Annotated in this window: 2 tRNA genes; both read left to right on the forward strand. The window is 59.1% G+C overall.

What is annotated here, in order from left to right:
- Window position 1: 1 nt before the first annotated feature.
- A tRNA-Glu gene (locus tag DIE16_RS36420) sits at window positions 2–77 on the forward strand.
- 80 nt (window positions 78–157) lie between these two features.
- Window positions 158–234: transfer RNA gene (locus DIE16_RS36425), tRNA-Asp, on the forward strand.
- The last annotated feature ends 3 nt before the right edge of the window (window positions 235–237 follow it).

Genomic DNA, 237 nt, shown 5'->3' on the forward strand with positions numbered 1-237 from the left:
TGTCCCCTTCGTCTAGAGGCCTAGGACATCACCCTTTCACGGTGAGTACAGGGGTTCGAATCCCCTAGGGGACGCCAGATTCAGCGGCGTTTCGTAGAAGTGTCGCAAGGCTTGCAGGAACGTAAACGACGTCCTGCAGGTGAGAGTGAAGAAAGCTGGAGCGGTAGTTCAGTTGGTTAGAATACCGGCCTGTCACGCCGGGGGTCGCGGGTTCGAGCCCCGTCCGCTCCGCCAGAA

Origin of the sequence: Burkholderia sp. Bp9090, assembly GCF_003857985.1 — a bacterium.
GTDB lineage: Bacteria > Pseudomonadota > Gammaproteobacteria > Burkholderiales > Burkholderiaceae > Burkholderia.